Consider the following 25,996-nt stretch of genomic DNA (forward strand, 5'->3'; position numbering starts at 1 on the left):
GCGTTAAAAGGAAATAGAGAACGAGCAACACTTCTGTTCGATACGCTTTTATAATCTGGCAAACTTTTAGTTTAATTCTTTTTTTACCCAAAAAAAGCTATTAGAAATTTATATATTTCTGACATTAATTAAATCTCTTAAATAAACTGTTTTTAACCTCCTATTAAATTCAAATAAACTGCTCATCCTAGATAATTGAGGCTGGCTATTTGCAACAAATTAAGCCTCATCAAAAATATTCGGGAGCATACATTGAATCTATCTAGACGTGAGTTTTTTACCTTGGCAGGGGCATCGGCTACAGGTGCTGTTCTTCTATCTCCTTTGCAAGCCTTTTATGCTAAACCGGCGATCGCTGCGGGCCCCTACGGGAATTTAGTGCCCGATCCCAACGGAGTATTAGATTTGCCAGCTGGATTCACTTATCGCAGACTATCCGAAACAGGTCAAACGATGAATGATGGTTATCAAGTACCCGGCGGTCACGATGGTATGGGTGCTTTTGCAGGTTCCAATGGCAATACAATTCTAATTCGCAATCACGAACTCACTCCCAGTTCTAGCAATGGTTTGGGCGCTCCTACTGGCAGCAAGTACAACTCAAATGCAAGGGGCGGTTGCACTAAATTGGTTGTTAGTACTTCCCGCACTTTGATAGAACATCGGGGAGTTTTAGCAGGAACCATTCGTAATTGTGCCGGCGGCCCTACCCCTTCAGGGTCTTGGTTAAGCTGTGAGGAAACCTTTGAAACCAATAACAGCAAGAAGCATGGCTATGTGTTTGAAGTTCCCAGTAGCGCAACAACTTTTGTCACCCCCGTCCCGTTAACCGCAATGGGGCGTTTTAATCACGAAGCTGCTGCTGTAGATCCCAACACAAGGTATATCTACATGACTGAAGACCAGGGGAACGGGCTGTTCTACCGCTTCATTCCCAACCAAAGCAACAATCTCAGTGCTGGAGGCTTGCTATACGCCTTAAAGATTACAGGGTTGTCTGGAATTAACACAGCTACCGGTTTCCCAAAAAATACGCCTAGAGCAGTGGAATGGGTACAAATTACCAATCCCGATCCCACTACTGATACCGTCAGAACAGAAGGGTATAACAAAGGTGCTGCCAGGTTTTCAGGTGGAGAAGGCATCTTTTATGGTGGTGGTTATGTCTACTTCACTTGTAAGAGTGGAGGTAGTTCTGGAGATGGGCAGATCTGGCGTTATTCGCCCACTAACAATACTGTTGAACTCTATATTGAACCCAACAATTCTGGTGTCCTAGACAATCCAGACAATATTGTGGTTGTCCCCAACCGGGACATCTTTCTCTGTGAGGATGGGGATGGAACGGATTATATTCTCGGCATCACTTCCAGTGGCAGCCTTTACAAGTTTGCCAAGAATGCTCTTAATACATCAGAGTTCGCTGGGGTTTGCTTCTCCCTTGACGGTCAGACAATGTTTGTCAACATGCAGAGTCCAGGAATAACCTTTGCTATTTGGGGGCCTTGGTAACTCTACGTTCTGTTTCAGTGCAGTCAGGGTAGAGAGCGATCGCCCTGACTGAACTCTTAGCGGAACTTCAAGAATCTTCCTGTTCCAAAATGCGTTTTGCTTCTAAAAGTTGCTGTTTATGTTCTTCTGTAACTGTCGGGTATTTTAGATTTAGTTTTTCTAGTTTTGTGCAGATGATATCGGCAACTACCAAGCGTGTAAACCATTTGCGATCGGCAGGAATAATATACCACGGTGCCCATTTTGTGCTAGTGTGATTAAAAACTTCTTCATAGGCATCCATATAATCATTCCAAAAAGCTCTTTCCCGGACATCGTTAGCTGAAAATTTCCAATTTTTTTCCGGCAAGTCAATCCTTTCTAAAAATCGCTTTTTCTGCTCTGATTTGGAAACATTTAAAAAAAACTTTAAAATAATTACACCATTATCTACTAAATATTTTTCCAAATTATTAATTTCTTGAAAACGCTGTTTCCATATCTGATTTCCTTCAGGAAAATTTGGTAGTTGCTGCTTTTTGAGCATTTCTGGATGGACGCGAACCACTAAAACTTCTTCATAGTATGAACGGTTGAATATACCAATTCGACCTCTCTCTGGCAAAGCCTTCGTTGTTCGCCACAGGTAGTCATGATCTAATTCTTCTGTACTCGGCCCCTTAAAACTAAATACCTGAAATCCTTGTGGATTTACACCAGACATCACGTGTTTAATTGTGCTGTCTTTACCAGCAGCATCCATAGCCTGAAAAATAATTAACAAGGCATAAGTATTTTGAGCGTAAAGAATATTTTGGTAATTTGCTAGTCGTTCAATATCTGCTTTTAATTTAGTTAGAGCATCGCCTTTTTGATAAAAATCAGTTTTATAACCTGGGTCATAGTTTTTTTTCAAAGAAATCTTTGAACCTGGTGGAACAATAAAAGCATCGTGATTCATGTATAAAATCTCCTCATTTTCGGCGTTTTGGGGCCGGACGCATGGCTTCACGGCCTAGCATAAACATTCCTGTGATACCTAAACTGACAAACCAAACATATTGATACCAGTATTGCCGAATCTGCTCTATTGCATTGAGTTCTGGATGCAAAGTGTTTAAGTACAACAAAAGTACTAATATCATCAGCGCTCCAAAACCAATAAAGCTTAAGCCAAGACTAATTCGCGCAGGTCGCAGTTCAAAATCACTAATATTGTCTAGGTCAATTTCTGACAGATTTTTAAAAGAGTCATCTGCTAAAGATGAGGCTGTTTGCAACCTATTACTGAGTTTTGGTGGTAAAATCGGCACTAGCGTTGCTACAGTTGGGCGGCGTAACAAAGCTTCAGTATCTCGCAGCAATTCTAGTGGCTTACGAGTGGTAGTTGGTTCAGCAAAATCTATATTATTTGTAGCACTTGAAGTCTTAGCTTTGCTTTCAAAATCCATACTACGTCTCACAAAAACAAGGGTACAAGGGGACAACCCTATATATAAAGATAAAGGCTTGTCATCTGGATTAGTACATTTTATTCAAATTATTGACCCTAGATACCCAAGTCTTATTAATTCTAAATTCTGAATTCTGAATTATTATAATTATTCATCCATCTCTTTTAATGTAGCTAATGCTGACGGAGATAAGCGACTTAGATATCGGAATATCCAGTATTTAAAGATAGTATTTAAAATTACAGGAAATGTAGCAATAAATAAATATATTGCGCTGTTATTGGCTGGCAAACCTAAATGTTCTGAGAATCCTTCTAGAACAATTTCCCATCCATGCGGGGAGTGGAATCCTACGAATATATCTGTAAACAGAATAATTAAAAAGGCTTTTGCACTATCGCTAAGTCCGTAAACAACATTATCTATAAAAGACTTAACAACCACAATCTCTTTTTTACTGAAATTGATAACTAAGGCAAAAGAAATTAGTGATATTAAGTCAGCAAAAATATTACTAATGCTGCTATTACTTTTAATGCGAAATTCTTCAGATATTTCCGATGCTTTGTCTTTGATTCTTTCTTGTATGGTTTCGGATGATAATTGTGGTGCTCCCAGTAAATATTGAAATCTTAATGCTGCTTGAAAATTACGTAATTCTTGGAGAGCCTCTTTTTCCATGTCAGAATTAATGAAAATTTGAGTTGTATTCTCTCCTCGGATTTTTTCTACTATAGGATTTACTAATATTTCTTTAGATAAATGCTGAGTTACCAGCGGTACAAGAATTAGGATCAGGAAAAATCTTAGGGCAATTCTTGTTCTATTTCTAGATAATCGGTAATTTCTGGTAAAATTTTCTTCTGCATGGGGTGAAAGATCTCCTTTAATTACATTAATACTTCTACCAATAGACCCAGGAAAGACTCCAGTCTTTTGAAATGGAGATGTACTTTTAATTTCATTGATATCAGGCAAGTTTGGCAGATTTTTGGTTTTGGTTTGCTTAATTTGCCGCGATTGAGAATCAATGACTTCATTTTTGATGGCGTACTTTTCTACAATTTCATCAATAACGTGCAATTTTTCTAATAAAGCAGAATTAGAGATATCGATAATTGTCCGACTCAGTGTGAATTCTGCCAGTCTAATTTTGATAATACTTAAGTTTTTATCAAGGTATACTTGCCAATAAGACATGACATTTTCAGTATATTTTCCGGAAGCAGAAGAGATTTTTTTACCATCAAAATGCTCAATTTCAATGTTTTTAATTCTCTCGGCTGCTTCGTAAGCATCTAACAGTGCTCTTTCTGGTGTATCTAAAAACCAACGATTAGGCGATCGCCAATATTCTTTCAGCTTTTGATAAAGTAATTCTGCTCTAATTGCGAATGACTTTTTCATTTTTTATATATTATTAATTGACAATTTTTAGCAGATTTAAATAAATATTAATCATCGGTAATAGTTAACTAAACATATTATTCTCTATTACCCAAGACTTATGAGATAAATCTGTTATTTTGATTGTACACCTATTAAATGATTAGGTACAGGCAAAGGGCGATTTTCAAAAATTTTCAATTCAAGTATATCGGCACGGTGAGCAAAATAGACCTCTTGCATAAATCCAAAATAAAGAACCCCACCCCGCATTTGAAGACAGCAAACGCTCCCCTCCCCTTAGCAAGCTACGGTGTACACACAAGTCCAAGTAAAGTAATAAGAGCAGGAGTTGTGGGGAGTAAAAGGCGGTGGAAAATCCAATCAAAATACACACGCAAGCAGTTGAGGGAAAAGCATTTGGAGACCCAAGACTCTCTAAAAGGGGGCAGCATTGTACGAAGTGATGGGAAAACATCAATCAGTAAGCATTCGACAAATAAGTAAAAATACAGCCGAACAAGTAGGATACTATCGGTTTTTGGAGAATCAGAATGTGACAGTAGGGGAATTAGTACGAAGCCTATCAGATCGCTGCGTGTTACAGGTAGCAGGAAAGCATATATTAGCTATCAGTGATACGAGCGAAATTAACTTGCAATCTCATGCAGGCAGGTTGAAAGCCTTGGATGTCGGTGTAGTAGGAAATAACACAGATGTAGGATTTTATATTCATCCAACACTAGTATTAGATGCAGAAAATGGATTTCCCTTGGGGATAAGCACAGTCAAACTGTGGACTAGAGATATCAACCATCAAGATAAGCATGAACGAAACTATAGCCAATTGCCAATAGAGGAGAAAGAATCATACAAATGGCTGCGTTCAGCAGATGAAACTCAACGGTGCATCAGTGTTGGGGAAGCCAAAATGATCGCTCATATCGGCGACCGAGAAAGTGATATGTATGAGGAATTTGCGACACTCGCAAATCGAGATAATCATGTGTTGGTCAGAGCGCGCATTGACCGTCGCCTGGTGGGAAAAACCCCATCACTTTATCAATACTTAAACCAGCAACCCAGTGAGGGAACTTACACAGTAGATGTCCCAGCAGATGCACGCATTGGTAGAACCGCAAGAGAAGCATTGTTAGTTGTGCGCCGTGCAATGGTGACAATTCAACGTCCAGATAAATTGAATGGGCAGAACTATCCTCCTAGTGTGACGCTTTACGCAGTTGAAGCCGTTGAAGTTAACTCGCCACCAGGTCAAGCACCGATTCATTGGCGATTGCTCACCACCCACCAAGTCGTTTGTTTAGAACAAGCACTACAAATAATTAGATGGTACACATGGCGATGGCGCAGCCATCGCCAAGGGCCACTTTCTGGCTGGTCTGTGTTGGCAATGAGGCTGATACTACACCTCCTGATAGTAATTATGATGACTTGCCACCAACTCACATAGCACGTACTCGACCACCAGCTCATAAACCAACTCGTTTTTTAAGTTGTTTTCGACGCGGTTTTATTCAGATTATTGTCGCCTTGTTACTCGGTCAACCTTTGCCTATTGGTAGCTTCTTCCCTGAACCTTGGAGAAGTCCCACAGTTTTCTCATCTGCTTAAACAAAAAACCTGCCCTTGAAAGCATCTCCCGACTCCCCCTCACTGCTGACTCAACTCAACAATATTCCCATCAGGATCTTGAATAAACAGGGCAGGGCGACCTGAGGCACTAGGTTGAATGGGATAATTACGATCGAGCAACTCTTGTTTGGCGGCGTCCAAGTCAGCAACACAAAAGGCGAAGTGAGGGTTACGTCCCCATTTTTCGTTTTGGTTTTGAGTGGGGACAGTTGGTGCAACTATGAGGTGAATTTGATAGTTGCCGACTTGATACCATGCGCCAGCGTATTTAAGAGAACGATCTATTTTGGTTAATCCCAATACTGTGCCATAAAAGTGTTCGGAGCGTTCTAAGTCAGTGACGAGAATTGCTGTATGAAGACTTTGGGTAATCTGCATTTTGGTAAGTGCGATCGCGTTTATTTAAATTTTGACGTAGTTTGAGCTCTTGCAGTGAGTGGGAGAGATGGGGGGGATAAGGTAGCGATCGCAACTCTTATTGTTTTATCAAAACAGCAATATTGGCGTCAGTCGTCAGAATTCATCCGAAAGGTTGAAAAATCTGTTCGGCAGTTAAATCTAATTCTGGGAAAGTAGGCGAGACGATGCGCTCATTGCCTCTAAATTGAGTAACTTGGTATTCACCGTCAACTAATTGGTAAACAGAGATAGTGGGTTGTTTGGGATTACCGAGAAACTTTTTACCACCGATAGCTAAATAATCAACAATCCAATATTCTTTTATCCCTATTTCCTCATATTCACCTAGCTTTTTATGATAATCATCTCGCCAGTTAGTACTAACAACTTCGATCGCTAAAACAATGGAATCGGCAAATTTAACTGTAGAATATTTTTGCCAAAGTGGCTCTAATTTTAAAGCAGGACGGTTGAGTAATAGCAAGTCTGGAGAATAGCAAGACTGACTAGTAGGAGATTGGACTAATGCTGTTTTTGGGATGGAATAAGGTAGACCATTACGAACGTACTCAACAGCAATTTTTTCAACCAAAAATCCGACAATATCCTCATGGTCTCCCGCTGGCTGTGCCATTTCAACAATCACCCCATCATGTAATTCGTATCTTCCGCCTTCAGGCCGCCATGCTGCAAAATCTTCAAAGGTTACTAGTTTTGGTATGGCTTGAGTCATAAATTGTTACCTTGGCAACTACTTAACCTATACAGCAATCTTATCTTAGGAGTATATTCATATAACTATTTGACATCACTCTGGTAATCCCTCTAACGCCCCCCGTGCGATCGCCGCCCAATATTGATCCTTATACTCAACATATATCTCCAACGCTGTCTGCAAATGAATCCTCGCCTCTACGTAGTTTTCTTCTGCTTCTGCAAGCGTTCCTAAAGCGTGGTAAGTGATTGCTTGGGAATAGCGATCGTCAAATTCGATTTTAATTGCCAAAGCTTGTTGGTAATTGTGCCGCGCTTCCTCAAATTCACGCAATTGTTGAGCAACTCTTCCGAGCTCGTGATAGGTGCTAGCTTGGGAATAGCGATCGCCAAATTCGATATCGATAGCCAAAGCTTGTTGGTAATTGCATCGCGCCTCCTCAAATTCTCCTAATTCTTGGGCAACTGTTCCCAACTGATGGTAAGTTCTAGCACAAGAGGAGCGATCGCCAAATTCGATATTGATAGCTAAAGCTTGTAGGTAATTGCGCCGCGCCTCCTCAAATTCCCGCAAATCTTCGGCAACCATTCCCAACTGGTGGTAGGTAACACCTTGGGAGCGATCGCCAAATTCGATTTTAATTGCCAAAGCTTGTAGGTAGTACCGCCGCGCCTCCTCAAATTCCTGTAATTCTTGGGCAACTGTTCCCAACTCGTGGTAAGTGCCAGCACAAGAGGAGCGATCGCCAAATTCGATTTTAATTGCCAAAGCTTGTTGGTAATAGCGCCGCGCCTCCTCAAATTCTCGCAATTCTTGGGCAACTGTTCCCAAATTATGGTAGGTAACATCTTGGGGGCGATCGCCAGATTCAATTTTGATAGCCAAAGCTTGTAGGTAATAGCGCCGCGCTTCTTCAAATTCTCGCAATTGTTGAGCAAGCATTCCCAAATGATGGTAAGTGCCAGCACAAGAGGAGCGATCGCCAGATTCGATGTAAATTGTCAAAGCTTGTTGGTAGCTGCGTCGTGCTTCGTCAAATTCCCGCAAGTCTTGGGCAACTGTTCCCAAATGATGGTACATGCCTGCTTGCTCATAGCCATTCCCATATTCGATGTAGATAGCCAAAGCTTGTTGGTAGTTGCGTCGTGCCTCGTCAAATTCCCGCAATTCTTGGGTAACTGTTCCCAAATTATAGTATATGCCTGCTTGTTCATAGCCATCTCCATATTCGATGTAAGTTGCTAGAGCTTGTTGGTAGTTGCGTCGTGCGTCGTCAAATTCTCGCAATTGTTGGGCAAGCGTTCCTAAAGCGTGGTAAGTGAGTGCTTGGGAATAGCGATCGCCAGATTCAATTTTGATAGTCAAAGCTTGTTGGTAGTTGCGTCGTGCCTCCTCAAATTGTCGTAATTCTTGGGCAAGCATTCCCAAATGGTGGTAGGTGCTGGCAGAAGAATAGCGATCGCCAGATTCAATTTTGATAATCAAAGCTTGTTGGTAGTTGCGTCGTGCCTCCTCAAATTCCTGCAATTGTTGGGCAATATATCCCAACTGGTGGTAGGTGCTGGCTTGAGAATAGCGATTGTCAAATTCGATTTTGATTGCCAAAGCTTGTTGGTAGTTGCGTCGCGCTTCTTCAAATTCTCGCAATTGTTGGGCAACTCTTCCCAACTGGTGGTAGGTGCTAGCAGAAGAATAGCGATCGTCTATTTGTTGTTCAATTTCTAGACACTGTTGATAGAAAGTTCTTGCCTGTGTAAATTGTCTCAAGTGTAGATAAGCATTTCTCAGTTGAAACAAAGCAGCAATTTCGCCGCGAGGATTCTCAAGTTGCTGTGAAATAATTAAAGATTTTTGATAATAAATAATTGCTGTTTCAAATTGCCTTTGTTCCTTATAGGAATTTCCTAGTGTATAAAGCACATCAGCATAGAATGTGGAATCTAGAAATTCACCAGCTATTTTTTCGGCTTCTTCTAAATATTCTCTAGCTTTAATAGGTTTTTTCTGACTCAGATAAGCAGCTCCTAGCTGATGCAAAATATTACTACAACTGCGGAGATTTTCTCCTGTAGACTTATATTCCATTAGCAAGCGGTGTAATAAATCAATCCGTTCTTGCTTTTCTGGAGGTTCTAATTTGTCTATAACTCTTTCAGTATTTTGAGCCTTATGAATCGTATAATCTTCTGTAAATTCAGGTGTTTGAAAGCTAAACATCCCCGATTGCCAAGCCCAAAAATCAGGAGCAAATTTAGCTAACCGAGTCAGGGCATAATCTGGCAGAATAAACAAAATGGGATGAGGAACAGTTCTTTTATAAGCGTCTCGGACAAAGTTCAGGTCTTGTAAAACTGGCGGATAATCTCCATAAATACCAATAGAGTTTTCTAAACCTTCTACAATCAAAACTAATTTTTTGTTAGATTCTATTTCAATAGTTGGTAAGATCTTGACAATCTCATCCCTGAGGAATCGCAAATTTTCATCAGAAAATTTCAGATTTACAAACTTAATATTCTGACATTTCGGATTTGTTTTTAGTGCCTCAATTAATATTTCTACATCCGGGGAAAAATTAATTTCTACAAAACCAATGGTAAACTTTTCTGCAAAGTCTACAAAAGTGAGTAATTCAGCAAATACCTCTTGATTAAGCGCGATTATAGTATTAGCACGCTGATGATTCATTGGGTTTTGGCTAAGTTTATAGATACGACTTCCACAAGTTTAAATTTTAGGCGATCGCTGTGCGACTTTACATCTGATAAAAGTTTACTTATTGAATTTGCAAAATTTAGTAATTTTTTATACTTTGTTTGGGCAGACAAGATTTTTTGCTCTGAGTTTTGTTACCTACGACTGGATTATACAGGTGCGATCGCGTTTATTTAAATTTTGACGTAGTTTGAACTCTTGCGGGGAGTGGGGGATAAGGGAGATGAGGAGACAAGGGAACAAAGAGAATAACTTCTCAGTCAACAGTCAGCATTCCCAATGCTCCATCTCCAAACCAATAGCCAGAAGGTATTGGTAGGATTAAAGTTAAATATTGGGGAATTTAGGAGAACAAGCTGCGATGGATGTAAATTCATAATTTATTGTCAATACTGCAAAAAGCACAGATGAGTAATCTAAAGTCTATTTACTATCAGTTAAGTAAGTGGACACAATTAAATCAAACAATGTTCAGAAACATAAATTAGGCTAAAACCCTTGTTATTATTGCTTATTGCCTATTGCCTATCGCCTTATGCCAACGATACTTATTGACCCCCACTTACTTACTCAATTGCGATCTAGTGACTCAAAAGATTACTAAAAGTCGTTTTCAAGTAACCACACTGAGTTGGTACTAAAAATACTACACTTAATCAATTAATATGAATTTCAGTAAAAAAACTGAGTATTGGCAGCTTCTGTAAATTCTGACTTAACAGCCTTGTATGTTGTTCAAACGTTTGAAAGAATAGTTAAAGAATCATCAGTGGTGCTCAATTATTAATTGTTATTTCTGATTCCTGAGCCATTAATTGTCGATGAGATGATAATCTTACATAGCAATAGTTGAAATTTTTTGTTTTTCTTTCCTGAAATCTTTTAGCTAAGATCGGGAGCAAAGCTGGAGAGGTTCCCTTTGAACCAGTCAGCGGTCAAAATGCAAAACTTAGAACATCAATGGTTTTATAACTTACTGATTTTCTTGAAGTTATTAAGCTTCGATCCTAAAAAATTCTGAATTCGCACTTGTGATATTTATCTCCTCTTTCCTCTAAATCCTCATTTTCCAAGATCGGCTTCAAGCCTGCTCCCACACCACAATGAAAGACCAAGTATTAGACCGGATTTTTAATAAACCTTCTTTTCCACATAAATTTGAACGCTTGGAACTGGATGATAATTTTTGCATTATAAATACATCCGAGCAAGCGCAACGGTTTGCACATCAGCCTGAGGAGGTCACACGGGGTAAAGATATCCGGCTAAGCTTTCCTGAGTTGATTGGGCTTGAAGATATTTTAAAAGCTATCTTATATGGCAAGCAAGAATTATTTGAATTACAAGGAGTTAGACGAGGTTCAAACCAACAATCTCGTTTATATATAGATATATATATTCTCGGCGAACAACATGAAAAATTTGAAAATAGATTAATCGTACTGATTGAGGATGTTACTGACAAAATTATTTTACAACAAAAGTTGGTACAGCAAACGAATGAAGCAAATTTGCTATCCAATGCTTTAATAAATTGTAAAAGCTACATGGAACAAGTAATCGCTTCAATGGTAGATGCTTTTTTGGTAACTAATAACTTGGGAAAAATCATCAAAGTAAATCATGCTGCTGAAGAATTATTTGGTTTTACTCAGGAAGAATTAATTAGTCAACCTATCTCATTAATAATTAACGACCAAGTAGTAATAAAATCAATTTATCAGCATTTTGCTGTTAAGCAGAGTTTTCAGAATTTAGAGGTAGTTTGTAGAACCAAAACCCTAGAAAAGCGGTTGATTGCTTTTTCTTGTTCGGTGATTTCCAGAGGAACGGAAGGGCTAGAAGATATTGTTTACATCGGTCGAGATATTACTGCTCGACAGCGCCGGGAACAGCGTACAAGTGCCCAGTATGCTATCAGTCGTATCTTATCAGAATCACAAAGTATAAAGGAGGTAATTCCCCAAATTTTGGCGTCGATTTGTCAAAACCTGGGATGGGATTTAGGCGAACTTTGGACACCAAGCCAATATATCGGTACTTCAGTCAAAAGGCACAGTGTCAATGCAGTATTAAGGTGTGTGGAAATTTGGTCAAGTCGAGTAGTTTCTGGTAGAGAGTTTAAAGCAGTTACGTGGCAAACTACATATACTCCTGGCGTTGGGTTACCTGGTGAAATTTGGATTCGACGATCGCCCCAGTGGACTGAGGATATCACACAAGATGCAGACAAAAGGCGATCGCAACCTGCTGCTGAAGCTGGATTACACGCTGCTTTTGGTTTTCCCATCTTAGACGATGATGAAATCTTAGGGGTGATGGTTTTCTTTAGCCGAGACATCCAACCAAAAGATACAGAACTGTTGGAAATGGTAGGTTCTATTGGTAGCCAAATCGCCCAGTTTATCAAACGCAAGCAAGCAGAAATCGCTCTTGTTGAAAGCGAACAACGATATCGAGATTTATTTGAAAATGCTAATGATTTGATTCAAGCGGTGAATGCCTATGGTCGTTTTTTATATGTGAATCGCGCGTGGCGAGAAGCTTTTGGATACAGCGAAGCTGAAATTGCTTCTTTAAATGTTTTTGATATTATACATCCAGAATTTAGGCAATACTGTTGGCAAAAGTTTTATCGCGTGCTTTCTGGAGAAAAACAGCAGCAAATCAAAGCCAGATTCATTACCAAAAACCGTGAGACGATATTTTTAGAAGGTAATATTAACACTAAATTTATCGAAGGTCATCCAGTCGCTACTCATGGAATTTTTCGCAATGTTACTCAGCAATTAGCAGCAGAAAAAAGCGAACATTTACACTGATATTCATGCTAGTGGTGGTGAACCGAATCGTGTTGAAAGAGTAAAAGAGTTTGTACCCATGAAACGAGGAGGTAAAACAACTGAAGTCGCAAAAGCAATTTTGTAGTTATTATCAGCTGAGGCTTCATATACAACAGGTTCATTTATTGATGTTTCTGGAGGTAAGTAATTACAGCCAAACTACTGCCTGAATATCAAATATAAACTAATCAAAAGATTGAATAACTCAAATCTAATAAGCTAGAAACTAAATAATGAAGTAAAAAGTTTGATACAGATTTAACCATTGAAAACTTTGGTAATCCTCGTTTTTTAATTGCGTGCTTGCACGCTTGGGATAAAATAGGCAACAGACGATGTTAAGTGGTGATTTCGCTGGTTTGCTTATTATTCATTGGTTGTAGCCCAACGGTTAATCCTTGTTTACTACTAAATAACGAAACTATACTGATAAATGATTGGTACGCTTGACTATAATGAGATAAGCGCCTAACGCACCGCTATCAAACACGGTGCGTTAGGCTAAAACCGTAACCCACCCTACTTAAGATTTACTACGATTGCCTATAGCTACAGCATGATGAAAATAAATATGCATAAATAAATGCAATGCGAGGTATATGGAATTGTACCTCGCATTGTTAAGATTATTGATGTTGCTTGCCGTGCAGTAATTGAACCCTAGCAACCTTTAAACAACTACAAAATTGTTGTTAGTTAATGACAAGCCAGCAGATAATTGTGCAAATTGTATCTTACTAAACGCAGCTGCACTACCATCTTGGTCAAAGAACAATGCACCTGTAGTCGAGTTATAAATAAATCGCTGCTCGCTAGTACTTGCAGATGTTCCAATGGTAAACTGACTCGCTTGAAGTGAGCCAATTGATAAGCCGCCACCAAAACTATAACCATATATCTGGATTAGTTCATTAGTAGCGTTGAAGTCATAAATAGTGTCAATACCCCCATTGTAATTATAGAAACCAAAGGTATCAGTGCCAGCTCCTCCAGAAAGGCTATCATTACCGTTTCCACCATTAAGGGTATCATTGCCATTGCTCCCAACAATCGAGTCATTATTGCCCGTACCTGAGATATTTAATTGTTCGAGATTATTGTAGTTAACCCGATACATACCCACTGTAATTGAGCCAGTGTTAGTAGTAGCATTGAATGTCGAGGTAATTCCCCCAGCAGTAGAGTTGTAAATGGTGAACAACGAATCATTACCATTACCCCCATCTACTGTTTGAATCACTAAATCAGGTAAGTCAGTATCTACGGAATTAGTGATTACATCGAAGGAATCATTGCCATCGCCCCCAGAGAGGAGATTATCGCCTGTTGAACTGCTAACGCTCAAGCGATCGTCACCAGCACCTCCTTCTAGGGTATTATTACCAGAGGGGCGAGAGTCGGAGTAATCATAGGAGGCGTAGTAGCTGTAGTCGCCAGTGATGTCAAGATAATCATTGCCATCGCCCCCAATAAGCAGGTTATTACCTTTTGAACCGCCAGCACTCAATGTATCGTTACCAGCACCTCCATTGAGAGTGTTATTGCCTAAAGTGCGAGAGTCGGAGGTGGGGTAATATTGGTTGGAGTACCTGCCAAAGATGGTTAGAGAATCATTGCCATCGCCCCCAAGGAGCAGATTACTGCCTTTTGAACCGCTAGCACTCAATGTATCGTCACCTGCACCTCCATTGAGTGTGTTATTGCCTAAAGTGCGAGAGTCGGAGGGGAAGTAGTCACCGTCAGGGTAGTCAGCGCCAGAGATGTCTAGAAAATCATTGCCATCGCCGCCAAAGAGCAGGTTATTGCCTGTTGAAGCCACAGCAGTCAATGTATCGTTACCTGCGCCTCCATTGAGAGTATTATTGCCTGTTGAACCTTTAGCACTGAATACATCGTCACCAATACCACCATCAAGGCTATTGTTTCCCGCACCGCCAATGAGAGTATCATTACCAGCACCGCCAATGAGAGTATCATTTCCGGCATTACCCCTCAAAAGATCGTTACCACTTAAGCCGTTGATGATATCGTCACCCCCCTGACCATTCACCACATCATTGGAGTTGTCAAAACCTGTAACGTTGTTGTTGAGGTCATTGAGGAAGGTAACAGTGTTTTTGTTCAACAGGGTAGTTTGAGTGGAATTAGCATCAAACACATCAATACTGTTGCTGATGCCGGTTTGTCCAGTAAACAGGATATTCTCACTACCGAGGTTTTCTAGTTGGAAATTTTGGAGAATGACTTTGCGAGTATTGTTATTAGATAAATCCTCAAAGGTAATTTCTAAATTGTTACCGTTTTTAGTTAATTGCAGATTTTGAGCACTAAATAAACGGAAGCTACTGTTATCTATAAATTCCAAAGTGTCTAAGGAGGCATCGAAATCCGTGATTATGTCAGTACCGATGTCATAGTAGCTCTCTAACAAGTCGTAAACAAATTTATCATTGCCGGAACCACCAGTTAAGGTGTCGTTACCCTTCCCACCTTTTAGGACATCATTACCTGCACCGCCAATAATCGTATCATTACCGTCATAGCCTCCAAAGAGCGTATCGTTGCCATTGTTGCCCACAATCTTGTCATCGAAGGCTGTACCAAAGATATTTAATCGTTCGATATTCTTGTAACTAACCCGATTATTACCTGCCGTAATTACTCCAGTGTTAGTAGTGGCATTGTAAGTCGTTGTAATACCTGTTGTATCACTATAGTAATTGACTGACAGTACATCGTCACCTTGACCGCCATCTATTGTGTCTTTGCCAGCACCGCCTGTAGAGAGCGTATCATTGCCATTGTTGCCCACAATCTTGTCATCGTAGGCTGTACCTGAGATATTTAATCGTTCGATATTCTTGTAGCTAACCTGATAAGTGCCTGCGGTAATTGAGCCAGTATTAGTAGTGGTATTGAATGTAGTCGTGATTTTTGCTGTAGCATTGCTATAATCAGCAGACACTACATCGTCACCCTTACCTCCATCTATCGTATCTTTGCCACCATTGCCTGTGGAGAGTGTATCGTTGCCATTGCTCCCCAAAATGTTGTCATTGAACTCTGTACCTAAGATATTTAATCGTTCGATATTTTTGTAGTTAACTTGATATTTGCCCGCTGTAATTACTCCAGTATTAGCAGTGGCATTGTATGTCGAAGTAATTCCTTGGCTAGCAATGCTGCCATCGACAGACAACAAATCGTCATCCTTTCCTCCATCTACTGTTTGAATTGCTAAAGTATCAGCAGGTAAAGTATTTAGATAAAACGAATCATTGCCATCGCCACCAGAGAGTAGGTTATTACCTGTTGAATACTCAGCAAGCAGTGTATCGTTACCAGCACCACCGTTGAGGGTGTTATTACCTGAGGTGGGATCGTAAAAATCTCCAGCACTGGTTCCGATGACATAGCCAGAGACCGAGAGTAAATCATTGCCATCGCCACCAGAGAGTAGGTTATTGCCTGTTGAATACTCAGCAAGCAGTGTATCGTTACCAGCGCCACCGTTGAGGGTATTATCACCTGAGGAGCTAAAACTATAGTACGATCTATAAGCATCAAAGCCAGAGACTGAGAGGCGATCGTTGCCATCGTCCCCAGAAAGGAATCTATTGCCTTTTGAAGTCACAGCAGCTAAAGTATCGTCACCAGCGCCACCGTAGAGGGTGTTATTGCCTAAGGTTGCAATATAGCTATATCCGTAGTCACTACTCAAGTAAGACGCGTCAAGAATATCATTGCCATCCCCGCCAAAAAGTAAGTTATTACCTTGTGAACCCTCAGCGCTCAATATATCGTTACCAGCGCCACCATTGAGGGTGTTATTGCCTGTTGAAGAGTCAACTTTTAAGGTATCGTCACCAGCACCACCAACAAGGGAGTTATTGCCAGTAACCTCAACGAGGGTGTCATTTCCCAGACCGCCAATGAGAGTATCATTCCCCGTACCACCACGTAGCAAGTCGTTGCCACTTAAGCCATCGATTTTGTCATTACCTCCCTGACCATTAATGACATCATCTGAGTTGTCTAAACCTGTAATGTTGTTGTCTAGGTCATTGAGAAAGGTGACTGTGTTCTTGATGCCGATGCTCGTATCGGTAGAATTGGCATCTAGAACATTAAAGCTATCGGTAATGGTAGTTTGCCCATCAAAGATAATATTGCCAATAGCTGGCCTACTACCAGAAGCTTTCAAGTTATCCAAATCTTCTAGTTTGAAGTTTTGCAAGATGACTTTTTTAGTAATTGGCGCTAAAACTCCCCCTTCAAAGGTAATTTCTAAGTTTGTGCCATTTTGGGTAAGTACCATATTTCGTGCAGTCAATCCTTCCCCATAAAATTGGATGGTATCAACTTCAGCAATGACTGATGCTGTTGGGTTTGTTCCTTTACCTACACCACCAAAATCAGTAATAATATCAGTCTCATCAGTACTATAGATAAAGTAGTTATCGTAAACAAATGTATCCTTACCGCCCCCACCTGTTAAGGTGTCTTTGCCTCCCTGACCATTAATGACATCATTCCCAGCTTTGCCATTGATTGTGTCGGCGTCGCTAGTACCATATAGGGTATCGTTTGCGTTGGTTCCAATGATATTTGACATAATTTTTCCTACCTGAATCGATTTCTTAGGGTAAATTAAGTTCTTAAGTTGCTGTGAATGCTGTTTGAGCGCACAAAATTTCGCCGAAAGCATCATGTTTCGGCATACCTTATATCACATTGGAAAATTACGGAAAATTACAAATTTTCGATGACAAATCTCCTTTTGAGTTGCTTGCAAGTAGTATTTATCCAACTATTGAGGACTATCTACGTCTTAAGCAGCGTACAAATTTGTGAGGATGTAGATTCACAAAAACAACTACTTTCACAGTTGTTTCAACCATCCTCCATTAGTTGTATTGGCAAGCATTTAGCGTAGACATTACTGAACAAGCTTCAAAAACCAAGCTACAATTCCCCAAACCAAAAGTTAATAATTTGGTTGGTTCAATGGCTAAGTCGTACTAGTTTGAAAATAGGGAACACTTGACAGGGATAGGAGCAATAATCTCAATACCTTTTTTGGGCGATGCCTTCAGCAGTCTTCTCTACGAGACGCTGCGCGAACGCCAACGCCCTTAGGTATTTGGCTGACAAATAGTAAATATCTCAGATAACATCATACTAACTTAATATAGAATATTTACTTACATTTCTGGATTTAGACAAATATCTTTGCATATTCTTTATATTAATTGCTAATAAATCTATACATCAGTACTCAACTTTGTATATGCTTTATATTTTGAAAGCCAAAGGGTGTTGTTGCTGAATAGTAAGAATGTAAATTATACTTATTACCTGTTCCCTCTCCAGCATCAAACTGGCAACGAAAACCAAAGCTAACTACAGAGTTCGCAATTGGAACTGTTACGATACTAAACATAGGGCAGGTTGCTCGATTTGTTGTTATTTTCAGCTTACTATCCGCTTCTTCCCTTATCCCGAACTCAGGTTTATTCAGATGCGTTTGTTTGCCATTCGTTTAGCGCCTTTGAGCTTTCACTACCATTTGACACTCACCAGAGGGAACAATAGTAATACCACGGCGCACAGGTTTAGCTGGACGTTTATCTAAAAGCGTCAATTCGTAGTGTGATAGTACAGTTGCGATAATTAGCTTCATCTCTAACATTGACAATCCCATACCGATACAACTGCGGCTACCACCTCCGAAGGGTAAATATTCATATGGTGAGAACTTACGGTTGAGAAAACGCTCTGGCTTAAATAAATGTGGTTGTGGATAAACTTCTGGACGGCGATGCGCCAAGTAAATACAAGGTATTAATATTGCTCCAGGCTCAAACTCATAATCCTCTATTTTTACTGTCTGTGCCACCACACGAGGTTGAGAGATAAGCGCGATGGGGTAAATCCGTAGCGATTCTTTGCAGACAGCAGTGAGGTAAGGAAGCTGGGTGATTTCTAATAGATTGGATGGATGGAGAGTGTCTAATTCATTAGATAATTTTTGCAATATTGATGGTTGCGAATAAATCCAATAAAAAGCCCAAGCCAATGCCGAAGCGGTAGTATCGTGTCCAAGAAATAGCAGCGTAAGTAACTGATCGCGTAATTCACTATCAGTCATTGATTCGCCGTTCTCATCATGGGCAGATATTAGCAACGATAGGATATCTTTGCCTGTACTCTTCCCATGAAAAACATTTTTATCAAAGTGTTGGCGGCGTGACTCAATTTCAGCATAAATCAAGGCATCAATTTGCTGTTGTTGCCGCAAAAATTTACCCCAAGGACTCCATTTTCCTAAATCTTGCTGTAAAGGTGTCCAAAAAAACTGTATAGAGTTCAACGGCGAGTTTACGTACTCTAAAAAAGGTTCAATTAGTTGTTTGAGTTGTTCGTACCTCTCTCCATTATTGAGTCCAAATACTACCCGTAAGATTATTTGTAAGGAGATTTCTGACATCCAATCACGAATAGAAAGGCGCAATCCCGGATGCCAATTTTCCATCGCTTGTAAAACAAGTTCAACAATTAATTGACTATAGCTATTAAGCTCTCCATGCATTGCAGGCATTAGCAACTGGCGCGTTCGTTGGTGTCGCTTTCCATCCTGCATAATTAAAGATTCTGGCCCTGTTAGAGGTTGAAAAACATGGGTTATTTTGCCTAACTCCAATTTTGCAGCTTCCGTGACAAAAATCGTCCCAATAGTTTGAGGGTTGCTAAAAAATACTATAGGTGGAGAATTATGTCCAAGTAGTCGCAGACTAAAGGTTTCTCCATAAAGTTGGGCGCATGATTCAAGGAACTTAGTAGGATTGAGGATAGTGGATAGAGTTTGTAGCAAAAATGGTGAGCGAGGTTCATTAGGTAATTTCATAGAAAGTTTATTTTTGAATCTTGCGTTGTCATCTGATTGGCTAAAGTTAGAATTGTAACAGCGATCGCATAGTTATTTGTGACACCTTCAGCTTTATCTGTTTTAAAGAATAAAACAGTCCTGCCGTTTTGTGCGATCCATAAATCGGCGATTGATGCGATCGCTGCTGATACTCAAAGGTGTTTTGATTGCTAATAAAAACCGTTAAATTTGTTTTCTAGCAGTAAGCTATTAGGCATTTAACTTGCAGATTATTAATTTAGAGAAAGTCAATTTCTCTTTTCTGCTCTCCTGCGGTTTACACTGCAAATTAGGTGCTGAATAACTTATGAGTACCCTTGGTTATGAGAACGGGTTGGATAGTTATAGTTAAGGGACTTGCATTCCGCGTTGCACGGCTGGACGTTGCTGCACTGTCTCTACCCAGCGTTGGAGATTTGGGTAATTGTCGAGTGTTAAACCTTGAAATTCATAAATCGCTACCCAAGGATAAGTCGCAATATCGGCAATAGAATAGTCACCACAGATAAATTCATTGTCTTGGAGTTGTTTATCCAAAACACCATAAATGCGTAACGTTTCCTTTTCGTAACGTTCGATGGCATAAGGAATTTTTTCCGGGGCAAAGCGTTTAAAGTGATTGAGTTGTCCAAACATCGGCCCGACACCCGCCATTTGGAACATCAGCCACTCTAGGACTTGAAAACGGCTTTTTTGGTCTTTAGGTAAGAGTTTATCGGTTTTTTCGGCTAAATAAATTAGAATTGCCCCCGACTCAAAGACTTTAATTCCAGTCTCTCCATCGACAATGGCGGGAATTTTACTATTGGGATTGATGGCGATATATTCAGGTGTAAATTGCTCTTGTTTAGTAATATCAATTTTGTAGACATTGTAGGGCAATCCGACTTCTTCCAACATAACGGAAGCTTTACGTCCATTGGGCGTGGTGAAGGTGTAGAGATCGATCATGTGCTTTACCCTAGAATATTCTCAATTTCCGAGGGTAGTGTACCTTTGATTAATAAATAACGATATTCACCAACAGAGAGATAATACGCTCGATGCCAACGCCAGATCGAGTCGATTGTTGATAAATATCGGCTTTATACAGCGTTGCATAATTGAAGTATGAATTTGAGCGATCGCTATGGAATGTCCAAGGTGTGTATCAACTCATATCCGTAAGAATGGTAAAAAATCTGGTAAACACACATTACATATGTGCTAATCGTGGTCGTCAGTTTATAGATTCTTATGAACAGCAAGGTTACCCTGAAGCAATAATTCTCTACAAGAGCGATCGCCCTTCATCACTCATCGATTAATTCAGCCAAAATCCACCTATTTTTCCATCTTTGAGGCTAAGTCTAGCTAAGACATCATCACTGCCATCAACAAATGTCAGTTTCCATAAATAAACTTGATAACCTTGCTGCTTCAGATTTCCTAAGAAAACTGCCGAATACCCTTTTTTGAGGCGAGGAGCCAACTGTCCACTAACTTGTGTAAATGTTTGCTTTGTAATGCCTTCTTTAAAAGTAGCATTTCCTTGAGATATAAACTGAGTGTAATTGTTTTGTTCGACGGCATTTATCAGGCTTGTAAAAGTTTTTTGCACAGACTGTTCTGGTTGATTACTTTTAGTTATTTTTACTTGCTCGTTCACAGCTTGCACATTTTTTACAGCTAAAGTCAAAGGTGACATGATAACAACTGCTGCAACTACCAATCCCATCTTATTCATTTATTTTGTTGACCTCGTTGAAAACTTCCGCTAGTAGTCTGCCAACCCAAAAATGCGCTTGCGAGGGCTGGGGAAAGGGAAAAGGGGTAAGAAAAAACCTTTACCCTTTAACCTTTTCCCCTTTCCCCTACTTCTGCAACAAGTCTATTATGCATTCCTGATAAGCGATTTTTATCACTGCTATTAGCCTTTTTATGTCAAGTCCTGTTGACCAATTGTAACAATATTGTTATATTAGTTTACATAAATTAATAAAAAAGCAATAAAAAAACTATGTACACCACAGTTAATGAAGACGGCGTTCTCAACAACTACCCCACTGAACCCCAGGTATACTGCGCTGAGTACCCAGCAGTTTGGGAACAACGTAATTACGTTGTACAAGGTGCAATTGCAACTATGTTTGTTACTGCTCTAGTTTGGGTTGCTTTTGCGGTTAGTTAAGATTTTTAACTTCGGTATCGGTATCTGCCATTGACAAAAAAGATCGATCGCCCTCGGTAGTTAACGCCGGGGTTTTTTGTTTGGGGGATTGCTCAAGTTTTCTCTACTTGGGGAGCGATCGCAACAATGCTCAAGTTTCCTCGCTTGTAAATGAACAGAGCGATCGTCCCTCTAGAACGATGATAAATTTTGGGATGTTGAAAATGTTATTTCAGTCTGTTATCAAACACTAGCTTTACTATAGGAATAATATTTGGTTTCTAAAACAAATGAGTATAATTCTACTCTCTGCTTTCTGTTGTCTCCCTAATTACACAAATAATTTCAAAATCAAAGTAAATTTCTGTATTAATTCATGAAGTTAATTTATTAGTTATTGATAATTAAAGCTTTGCAAAAAGCCATTTCGTTGATTGAAGATTCTCTGCGAAGATCCAATACAGTCTGGAATAAAAGTAAGAAAAGTAATAAAAGTGGGATCTTTTGAGAAGCACATACTTCTTTGCTCAAAACCTGCTATTGTTACCTTTAAGTAATAAATTATCTAAAAAATATAACAGATGTAAAGAAGGAATTTTCTTTGAATCACCAATGTTAGACACTGTTACGATAGACAGAAATGTATTGTTCTGTATTGCAGATATGTAATATCTTTCTTAGGGATTGTATATAAAGTGGGATGATTTAGCAACTTGCAAAATTCACCCACAACTCAACAATAGCTTGCGGCAATTAATTTCATTGTTGTGCAACTTCCTTTCTCGGATGTAGTAAGTCTACAACATCTTATGTTGTGGGCGATCGCTCATTTGATTTTTGAAATCTAAGATAGATTGACAATACAGAAACTCCTTACAAAAGCTGCTACCTTGCCAGCTATTTATGCCTCTATTTCAGCTGTAATACCAGCTAAGACTTCTGCGGAAGCTGCATCCATCGTAGTTTATCCAAGTCTATCGAGCAGCAAATTTAACAAAATTATTTGTGTAGTAACACAACTAGTTAACTCCAATTTTCAAGAGAATTAAATTCACCATTGAGGCATATTATGAAAGTGAAAGGATTTTTTCGTCAAGGTCTCCTGACTTTAATCGGAGCTTCTGTATTACTTTTGCAAACTTTTACAACTGAAACAGCAAAATCAGAATCTGTTGATTCTACAGTATATTGTTCTAAAACTTACTTACCTGTAGCCCTTGCACCTGGAGTAACAAAACAATATCGAATTTATGGCGAACTTTGCGGGCAAAAGTCGCTTAAACAAAAAACTGTTCATGTATTAGTTTCAGGTATTACATACGACCGCAATTATTGGGATTTCCCATACCAAAAAGAGCGTTACTCTTATGTTAAGGCTCTGACAAAAGCTGGTTATGCCACATTTAATATTGACAGAATTGGAATAGGTAATAGTTCTCGTCCGCGAGCAGATCAGGTGACTGTGCAATCTAATGCTTTTGTACTGAATCAAGTAAATCAAGGGTTACGGGAAGGCAAAATCAATAATGTGAAATTTAAGCACATTATCAATGTAGGCCATTCCTTTGGATCTGTTGTTGTCATCGAACAGGCGAGTCAGTATGGCGGTGTAGATGGGGTAATTATTTCTGGATTTTTGCACAAGTTGACTCCAGAATTACAAAGCTTGCCTAACTTTGTATATCCAGCACAATCGGACTCACGTTTTAAAGACAAGGACTTGCCAAATGGTTATCTGACGACTTTACCAGGAACGCGAGGGCAGTTGCTTTACAATCAGCCCAATGCCGATACAAAAGTCATCAATAAAGATGAAGAACTTAAACAGACATTGACAACTGGCGAAGCAGCAACATTTTTCCCAGCTGTTACTTCTGAGATTTCAAAAAAAATTCGCGTTCCAGTTTTGCTAGTAATTGGACAAAAAGATAATCTTTTCTGCTCTGATAAAATCTGTAGTCGAGAAAATGTGGCGGCATTTGAAAAGCAATTCTTTTCGCCTCAAGCGCGATTGCGGGTGTATGTCCAGCAAGATGCAGGGCACTCTGTGAATCTACATTTAAATGCATATGACTGGTACAAAGTAGCTGGTCGATGGAGCGATCGCTTTGTTGAAAATAAGGATAACTAAGACACTCAAATAAAAGATACAACTTTTATTTTCCTAAACAGCGATCGCTTGGTTGATTAACTGGCAAGCGATCGCTTTTATTTCATTTAATTTTTAAAATAAGATTGGGGCAACAGGCAACGGGGAAATTAGCATAATTTTTCAAATATTTTATTTTTATAAATAAATAATGGTGCTTAAAATCCAATATTCGGGTACGCTTTTAAAGCTGTTCCCTGCTCCCTGTCTGAAGGGTATGCTAATTGCTGCTAGAATTAATACTCCACTATGCAAAATTCAAAATCCCATTGATTTTAATTGATGACTTAATATAGTTGGGTCAACTGGAAAATATAACTATGGAAAAACAACCGATACAAGTAATTGGAGGTGGATTAGCTGGGACAGAAGCAGCTTGGCAAATAGCCCAGGCTGGAGTGCCGGTGATTTTATATGAAATGCGTCCAAAACGCTTTAGTCCTGCACACCACACAGAACATCTGGCAGAATTAGTATGTAGTAATTCCTTTGGGGCAATGGCAAGCGATCGCGCCGCCGGATTGTTGCACGAAGAATTACGTCAGCTTGGTTCTATTGTCATTCAAAAAGCTGATGAACACGCCGTTCCTGCCGGTGGGGCGCTAGCTGTAGACAGGGGACAATTTGGCCAAGACTTAACTCAAACTCTATCCACTCACCCTTTAATTGAATTCCGTCGGGGTGAAGTCCAAGCTATTCCCGAAGGAATTGTAGTTTTGGCAACCGGGCCTTTAACCAGTCCCGATTTGGCAGAAGATTTGCGCCGCTTTACAGGCATGGAATACCTCAGCTTTTTTGATGCGGCTAGCCCGATTATCGTCGGAGACTCCATTAACCGTGACATTGCCTTTATGGCATCGCGTTATGACAAAGGTGAAGCTGCTTATCTCAACTGTCCAATGAATAAAGAGCAGTATTTGAGGTTCCGAGAAGAACTCTGCAAAGCCGAACAAACAGAACTCAAGGATTTTGAACGGGAAACAGCGAAATTTTTTGAAGCCTGTTTACCCATTGAAGAACTAGCACAGCGGGGAGAGGACACCATGCGTTATGGCCCGCTTAAGCCAGTGGGTTTATCGGATAGTCGCACCGACGAACGCCCCTATGCTGTAGTACAGTTACGGCAAGAAGATAAAGCCGGCCAACTTTGGAACATGGTAGGATTCCAAACTAATTTACGCTGGGGCGAACAAAAGCGCATATTCCAGCTAATTCCTGGTTTGGAAAAAGCCGAGTTTGTGCGGTTGGGAGTGATGCACCGCAATACCTTTATTAATGCTCCTCAGTTGATGCATCCGACTCTGCAATTTAAGGGGCGTCCAACTTTGCTAGCAGCTGGGCAGTTAATTGGTACAGAAGGCTACACCGCAGCCGCAGCTGGCGGTTGCTTGGCGGGAATTAATGCAGCACGGTTGGCTTTGGGCAAAGAACCCTTGACTTTACCAGCAACAACAATGATGGGGGCGTTATTTGAATTTATCAGTTCTGCTTCGCCCAAACACTTCCAACCAATGCCGCCCAACTTTGGAATTTTTCCGGAACTGGGTGTGAAAATCAAAAATAAACAAGAGCGTTATGGACGTTATCGCGATCGCTCTTTAGCTGACTTAGCAAATTGGAAGGCAAATAGCGTTGACTGTTGATTTACAACGTATTTCAGATAAATAAAGTAAACGTGTAGGGACGCTAAGCTTGGCGTCCCTATGATTATCTTTGCCTCGTAGTGTGCTGAATCGATTAGGCGATCGCACCAAGAATTATCCATCTCTACCTACTACCAACAAATTCTCTGCTGCCTTGAAAATTGAGCGATCGCCCCAAACAACACAGTAATCGTTAATCCCCAAGCCCAGTAACTATACGGCAGTTGTGCTGTGAGCCTTCAACCGGATGGGATATTTAGTGCGATCGCAGCACCACCAGCACTTAGTATAGACACTATCTGTCGCAATCATGATTCAAATTCGTATTCAAACAACAATGTGGCAGATGTATAACAACCATTTTTCAAATTTATCTAAGTAAAAACCGTAGGTTTTTTGGTGTTAGAGAGTGCAGCTTTACTAAATCTTTAAATTATCAGAGATATATTTACTGTTATTTAAGTATTTTTA

Annotated in this window: 17 protein-coding genes and 1 pseudogene; 8 read left to right on the top strand and 10 right to left on the bottom strand. The window is 39.9% G+C overall.

The genetic code is table 11. From position 1 onward, the window contains the following. The first annotated feature begins 252 nt into the window (after positions 1-252). Entirely contained in the window at positions 253-1,512 is a 1,260-nt protein-coding gene (locus NSTC745_RS18640; protein ID WP_445638466.1) for an alkaline phosphatase PhoX, read from the top strand. Positions 1,513-1,579: 67 nt separating this feature from the next. On the opposite strand, the gene NSTC745_RS18645 is transcribed toward NSTC745_RS18640, so the two are convergent. From NSTC745_RS18645 to NSTC745_RS18655, 3 genes are all read right to left on the bottom strand, one after another. Further along, a complete protein-coding gene (locus NSTC745_RS18645) occupies positions 1,580-2,452 on the bottom strand; it encodes a polyphosphate kinase 2 family protein (RefSeq protein ID WP_445638467.1) in 873 nt (290 codons plus the stop codon). Between the two features lie 13 nt (positions 2,453-2,465). Continuing rightward, the gene (locus tag NSTC745_RS18650; protein WP_445638468.1) at positions 2,466-2,942 is read right to left on the bottom strand and encodes a hypothetical protein; all 477 of its coding nucleotides are present in this window, start codon (positions 2,940-2,942) and stop codon (positions 2,466-2,468) included. A gap of 150 nt (positions 2,943-3,092) precedes the next feature. Continuing rightward, a complete protein-coding gene (locus NSTC745_RS18655; protein ID WP_445638469.1) occupies positions 3,093-4,352 on the bottom strand; it encodes a proton extrusion protein PcxA in 1,260 nt (419 codons plus the stop codon). A gap of 445 nt (positions 4,353-4,797) precedes the next feature. On the opposite strand from NSTC745_RS18655, the pseudogene NSTC745_RS18660 reads away from it, so the two are divergent. Further along, positions 4,798-5,700, top strand: a pseudogene (locus tag NSTC745_RS18660) (IS4 family transposase); the annotation flags it as partial. 302 nt (positions 5,701-6,002) lie between these two features. Here the strand turns inward: NSTC745_RS18660 and NSTC745_RS18665 are convergent. The 3 genes from NSTC745_RS18665 to NSTC745_RS18675 form a co-directional block, all read right to left on the bottom strand. After that, a complete protein-coding gene (locus NSTC745_RS18665) occupies positions 6,003-6,362 on the bottom strand; it encodes a VOC family protein (RefSeq protein WP_445638470.1) in 360 nt (119 codons plus the stop codon). Between the two features lie 142 nt (positions 6,363-6,504). After that, positions 6,505-7,116 carry a Uma2 family endonuclease gene (locus NSTC745_RS18670; RefSeq protein ID WP_445638471.1) on the bottom strand — a complete coding sequence of 204 codons (612 nt, stop codon included), beginning with the start codon at positions 7,114-7,116 and terminating at the stop codon, positions 6,505-6,507. A gap of 75 nt (positions 7,117-7,191) precedes the next feature. Next, the gene (locus tag NSTC745_RS18675; RefSeq protein WP_445638472.1) at positions 7,192-9,786 is read right to left on the bottom strand and encodes a tetratricopeptide repeat protein; all 2,595 of its coding nucleotides are present in this window, start codon (positions 9,784-9,786) and stop codon (positions 7,192-7,194) included. Between the two features lie 1,130 nt (positions 9,787-10,916). On the opposite strand from NSTC745_RS18675, the gene NSTC745_RS18680 reads away from it, so the two are divergent. Then, complete coding sequence (locus NSTC745_RS18680; protein WP_445638473.1) at positions 10,917-12,635, top strand: PAS domain S-box protein; 1,719 nt, start codon at positions 10,917-10,919, stop codon at positions 12,633-12,635. Positions 12,636-13,326: 691 nt separating this feature from the next. Here the strand turns inward: NSTC745_RS18680 and NSTC745_RS18685 are convergent. The 3 genes from NSTC745_RS18685 to NSTC745_RS18695 all read right to left on the bottom strand — a co-directional run bounded on the left by NSTC745_RS18685 (position 13,327) and on the right by NSTC745_RS18695 (position 20,535). After that, on the bottom strand, positions 13,327-17,271 hold the full coding sequence (locus NSTC745_RS18685; protein ID WP_445638474.1) for a beta strand repeat-containing protein: 3,945 nt from the start codon (positions 17,269-17,271) through the stop codon (positions 13,327-13,329). A gap of 927 nt (positions 17,272-18,198) precedes the next feature. After that, positions 18,199-19,563 (bottom strand): cytochrome P450, encoded by a 1,365-nt coding sequence (locus tag NSTC745_RS18690; protein WP_445638475.1) that lies wholly within the window; start codon positions 19,561-19,563, stop codon positions 18,199-18,201. Between the two features lie 369 nt (positions 19,564-19,932). Continuing rightward, the gene (locus NSTC745_RS18695) at positions 19,933-20,535 is read right to left on the bottom strand and encodes a glutathione binding-like protein (protein ID WP_445638476.1); all 603 of its coding nucleotides are present in this window, start codon (positions 20,533-20,535) and stop codon (positions 19,933-19,935) included. A gap of 152 nt (positions 20,536-20,687) precedes the next feature. Between NSTC745_RS18695 and NSTC745_RS18700 the strand changes: the two genes are divergently transcribed. After that, positions 20,688-20,891, top strand: coding sequence for a hypothetical protein (locus NSTC745_RS18700; RefSeq protein ID WP_445638477.1), 204 nt, complete (start codon positions 20,688-20,690; stop codon positions 20,889-20,891). On the opposite strand, the gene NSTC745_RS18705 is transcribed toward NSTC745_RS18700, so the two are convergent. After that, on the bottom strand, positions 20,888-21,310 hold the full coding sequence (locus NSTC745_RS18705; protein ID WP_445638478.1) for a hypothetical protein: 423 nt from the start codon (positions 21,308-21,310) through the stop codon (positions 20,888-20,890). The two genes, NSTC745_RS18700 and NSTC745_RS18705, sit on opposite strands and share 4 nt — an antisense overlap. A gap of 273 nt (positions 21,311-21,583) precedes the next feature. Here NSTC745_RS18705 and psb34 point away from each other — a divergent pair, with 273 nt between their 5' ends. The 4 genes from psb34 to NSTC745_RS18725 all read left to right on the top strand — a co-directional run bounded on the left by psb34 (position 21,584) and on the right by NSTC745_RS18725 (position 25,879). Further along, positions 21,584-21,754 carry a photosystem II assembly protein Psb34 gene (psb34, locus tag NSTC745_RS18710; protein WP_445638479.1) on the top strand — a complete coding sequence of 57 codons (171 nt, stop codon included), beginning with the start codon at positions 21,584-21,586 and terminating at the stop codon, positions 21,752-21,754. A gap of 1,048 nt (positions 21,755-22,802) precedes the next feature. Beyond that, positions 22,803-23,864 carry an alpha/beta hydrolase gene (locus NSTC745_RS18715; RefSeq protein WP_445638480.1) on the top strand — a complete coding sequence of 354 codons (1,062 nt, stop codon included), beginning with the start codon at positions 22,803-22,805 and terminating at the stop codon, positions 23,862-23,864. A gap of 338 nt (positions 23,865-24,202) precedes the next feature. Next, entirely contained in the window at positions 24,203-25,525 is a 1,323-nt protein-coding gene (gene trmFO / locus NSTC745_RS18720) for an FADH(2)-oxidizing methylenetetrahydrofolate--tRNA-(uracil(54)-C(5))-methyltransferase TrmFO (protein WP_445638481.1), read from the top strand. Between the two features lie 231 nt (positions 25,526-25,756). Continuing rightward, positions 25,757-25,879, top strand: a complete 123-nt coding sequence (locus NSTC745_RS18725; protein ID WP_445638482.1) for a hypothetical protein — start codon at positions 25,757-25,759, stop codon at positions 25,877-25,879. Positions 25,880-25,996: the final 117 nt, after the last annotated feature.

The organism is Nostoc sp. DSM 114161 (assembly GCF_052692665.1).

Coding starts and splice junctions, on each gene's coding strand:
- NSTC745_RS18645 (WP_445638467.1), bottom strand. CDS start 2,452: ATGAATCACGATGCTTTTATTGTTCCACCAGGTTCAAAGATTTCTTTG.
- NSTC745_RS18650 (WP_445638468.1), bottom strand. CDS start 2,942: ATGGATTTTGAAAGCAAAGCTAAGACTTCAAGTGCTACAAATAATATA.
- NSTC745_RS18655 (WP_445638469.1), bottom strand. CDS start 4,352: ATGAAAAAGTCATTCGCAATTAGAGCAGAATTACTTTATCAAAAGCTG.
- NSTC745_RS18665 (WP_445638470.1), bottom strand. CDS start 6,362: ATGCAGATTACCCAAAGTCTTCATACAGCAATTCTCGTCACTGACTTA.
- NSTC745_RS18670 (WP_445638471.1), bottom strand. CDS start 7,116: ATGACTCAAGCCATACCAAAACTAGTAACCTTTGAAGATTTTGCAGCA.
- NSTC745_RS18675 (WP_445638472.1), bottom strand. CDS start 9,786: ATGAATCATCAGCGTGCTAATACTATAATCGCGCTTAATCAAGAGGTA.
- NSTC745_RS18680 (WP_445638473.1), top strand. CDS start 10,917: ATGAAAGACCAAGTATTAGACCGGATTTTTAATAAACCTTCTTTTCCA.
- NSTC745_RS18685 (WP_445638474.1), bottom strand. CDS start 17,271: ATGTCAAATATCATTGGAACCAACGCAAACGATACCCTATATGGTACT.
- NSTC745_RS18690 (WP_445638475.1), bottom strand. CDS start 19,563: ATGAAATTACCTAATGAACCTCGCTCACCATTTTTGCTACAAACTCTA.
- NSTC745_RS18695 (WP_445638476.1), bottom strand. CDS start 20,535: ATGATCGATCTCTACACCTTCACCACGCCCAATGGACGTAAAGCTTCC.
- NSTC745_RS18705 (WP_445638478.1), bottom strand. CDS start 21,310: ATGAATAAGATGGGATTGGTAGTTGCAGCAGTTGTTATCATGTCACCT.
- psb34 (WP_445638479.1), top strand. CDS start 21,584: ATGTACACCACAGTTAATGAAGACGGCGTTCTCAACAACTACCCCACT.
- NSTC745_RS18715 (WP_445638480.1), top strand. CDS start 22,803: ATGAAAGTGAAAGGATTTTTTCGTCAAGGTCTCCTGACTTTAATCGGA.
- trmFO (WP_445638481.1), top strand. CDS start 24,203: ATGGAAAAACAACCGATACAAGTAATTGGAGGTGGATTAGCTGGGACA.